Consider the following 2,615-nt stretch of genomic DNA (forward strand, 5'->3'; position numbering starts at 1 on the left):
AGAACACCCTGTCCCCCTTCTCAGATACCTTTGCGATCGCCTATGTGGCTGGAGATATCATTCTGCTGATGGCTGCGATGGCACTGCTGCTGGCGTTTTGGGGCGGGCGATTCTCGCTGTCCTGGCGCTTCATTGCCGCTGCTGCAATCTGCTTTTACGTTGCAGATATGTGGTTCCTCTACGCCACCCGCTACGTCGAGGGCTATCAAACGGGCGGCTTGCTCGAGGTGTTCTGGATTTTTAGCGCCTGCCTGTTTGCTATTGGTGCTGCGCTGGAGTATGACCTGTCGAGCCGCTCTCGTCGGGGCAGCCGTCGCCGCGCCTGAGTGTTTTGTTTGATCGCAGACATTGAATTTTAGTTACCCTTGTACTGTTACGTGCAAGGGTCAGACAATTCTGAGTTACGATCAATCAGGTTTTTTCTTCAGTGCTCCCCGGTGGGGCGAGTGGTTAACGCGGCATGCCTCCTACAAAACTGACCGATTCTGACAAGCAAAAAATTCTGGCACTGTATCGCCAGTCAGACGAAACCACCACATCCCTGGCTCAGCAATTCAGCGTCAGCACCTCTACAATTAGCCGCATTCTGAAGCAAAGCCTGTCGGAAGCCGAATATGACGCGCTGATTCAGAAAAAGCGAACCGCAGGCAGCAGCAAGTCTGAAGTTGAGAACGCCGACGACGTATCCACTGCCGTAGAAGCGGCAGTGGCCCTGGAATCAGAAGAAGATCCGCAGCCTTCCCAGCCAGACGTGTTTAGCGCCGTGCCCCAAGCCTTGCCCGAAGCCGTGGAACCGGATGCGAACGAGATGGACGCAGCCGAGCCAGACTCTGCACGCCGCGACGGTCGTCGCCAGCGCCGCCGTTCTGGGAGCGTTCCCCCCGAACCCAGCAAACCATTCACAGTTGCGCCGCCCAAACTGGCTAAAAAGAAGCGGATTGATGAAGATGGGGCGATCGCCTCTGTTGAATCGGCCTTCGCTGCGGATGCTGAGCTTGTGGAGGAGGATTCGGCGGAACCTGTCGTCGCTGAGCTAGAGGCAGTTGAGCGCGACATTTTGAAGCATGAAGGCGTTTTCACGGATATTGACGAAGAAGATGACGACGATCTAGATGACGAAGACCTGACAGACGACCTCGACGACGACCTGGATGACGATCTGGACGATGACGATGACGGCTCCTTGCTTGACGCAGCCGTTGAGCTGGACGACCTGACGGGCGGACTGCACAGCAACATACCGCTACACATTGCGCCGCTCTCGGAAGCCAAACTGCCCAAGTCCTGCTATCTAGTAGTCGATCGCACGTCGGATTTAGTGACTCGGCCGCTCAAGGACTTTGCGGGGCTGGGGCTGATTCCCGAAGACCAGGAAGAGGAGCGGACGCTGCCTGTGTTTGATAATCATCGGGTGGCCAAGCGCTATGTGCGGCGGATGCAGCGCGTGGTCAAGATTCCCGACGGTCAGGTGTTTTTGAAGGCCAGTCCCTATTTGCAGGCGAAGGGCATTACGCGGCTGCTGATCGATGGGCGGGTATATTCACTCTAGGCAGAGGTCTAGCTGAGGGGATGTCTGACTAAGCAGTCTGGCTAGGCGGTCTGGCTAGGCGGTCTGGCTAGGCGGATACCTGGGCGATCGCCCGATGTTCTGCGACTGGGCGAGGCTATTCGTCCTCAAACGGATCGCCCTCGTCTAGGCTGCGGGCACTGGAAGCGCGATCGCCGGGTAGCACCAGCGCCGCGCCCAGCATCCCTGCCGACGCGCTAAACCCCAGCAGCAGCCCGATGGGAATCGGCACTGTCCTGCCTGTCAAAAAGCGAAGTTCGACAGGGGTCGCGTTTTGCACCGAAAGCAGGGCGATCGCACTCACCCACAGCGCAACAATCGAAGAAACCAGAACCTTTAGCATGGCGGCAAGCAGGCAAAAGACCGAAGGCTGAAACCCAAAATCCAAAATCTAAAACCCCAAAGCTAGCTCAGGGTGAAGCAGGCGTGCAGGCCTCATTCAGGCAGATGACCAGCACCGACTGGATGGTCGCATCTTCTCGAAACTGCTGCGTTTCGTTGTATTCCGCTGTGGGCGAGGGATAAATGCCCGCTGTTTCGCTGCTGCCATTGCCCGTGCCAAAGGACAGGTTGGTGGCCGGATGCTGAGCAAACCGGACGTATTCCCGCGATTCATTCTGCGTATTGTACGACAGGGTGGCATCGCCGTAGATCTGCTCTGCCTGGGCGATCGCCGTACCGGGGCCCACGCCGCGATCGGTGCGGTAGCTGGGGTTATCGGTCAGCACGCCCTGCACCACGTCATCATCGCCAAAGCTCTCGCCCGCCAGGTACAGCACATAAAACTGTGGTTTGCCGTTCTGGGACACGGCGATCGCATCGAAATCGACGATAAAAGGTGACTGAACCTCAAATGTGGCATTGGGCAGCACTTGCTTGAGTTCTCCCAGCGTCATACCCAGCTTTGCCGGGCCGATACCCTCGGCTGAAATCACAAACAGCGACGGATCGGTTGGCGCTGGGGCAGAAGCCGTGGGGCTGGGCGCGGGGGCAGAAGGCGCAGGCGAGCCTGGGCCAGCCGTCGGCGACGCGCTAGGAGAGGACGAAG

General features: G+C 58.1%; 3 protein-coding genes and 1 pseudogene. 2 read left to right on the forward strand and 2 right to left on the reverse strand.

The features are described 5' to 3' along the window. Both IGS51_RS08670 and IGS51_RS08675 read left to right on the forward strand, forming a co-directional pair. Nucleotides 1-326: pseudogene (locus IGS51_RS08670) on the forward strand (hypothetical protein); the annotation flags it as partial. Between the two features lie 134 nt (nucleotides 327-460). Next, the gene (locus IGS51_RS08675; protein WP_297078035.1) at nucleotides 461-1,549 is read left to right on the forward strand and encodes a hypothetical protein; all 1,089 of its coding nucleotides are present in this window, start codon (nucleotides 461-463) and stop codon (nucleotides 1,547-1,549) included. A gap of 115 nt (nucleotides 1,550-1,664) precedes the next feature. Here the strand turns inward: IGS51_RS08675 and IGS51_RS08680 are convergent, their stop codons facing one another. Together IGS51_RS08680 and IGS51_RS08685 are read right to left on the reverse strand one after the other, a co-directional pair. Beyond that, nucleotides 1,665-1,910, reverse strand: coding sequence for a DUF1049 domain-containing protein (locus IGS51_RS08680; protein ID WP_297078036.1), 246 nt, complete (start codon nucleotides 1,908-1,910; stop codon nucleotides 1,665-1,667). A 67-nt stretch (nucleotides 1,911-1,977) separates the two neighbouring features. Next, nucleotides 1,978-2,615 (reverse strand): hypothetical protein (locus IGS51_RS08685; protein ID WP_297078037.1); only part of this gene is annotated, 638 nt, incomplete at its 5' end.

The sequence above is a fragment of the Thermoleptolyngbya sp. M55_K2018_002 genome (genome assembly GCF_015295965.1).
GTDB lineage: Bacteria > Cyanobacteriota > Cyanobacteriia > Elainellales > Elainellaceae > Thermoleptolyngbya > Thermoleptolyngbya sichuanensis.

Bases quoted from the DNA above. Each gene is read 5' to 3' on its own strand.
- IGS51_RS08675 (WP_297078035.1), top strand. From the start codon at position 461: ATGCCTCCTACAAAACTGACCGATTCTGACAAGCAAAAAATTCTGGCA.
- IGS51_RS08680 (WP_297078036.1), bottom strand. From the start codon at position 1,910: ATGCTAAAGGTTCTGGTTTCTTCGATTGTTGCGCTGTGGGTGAGTGCG.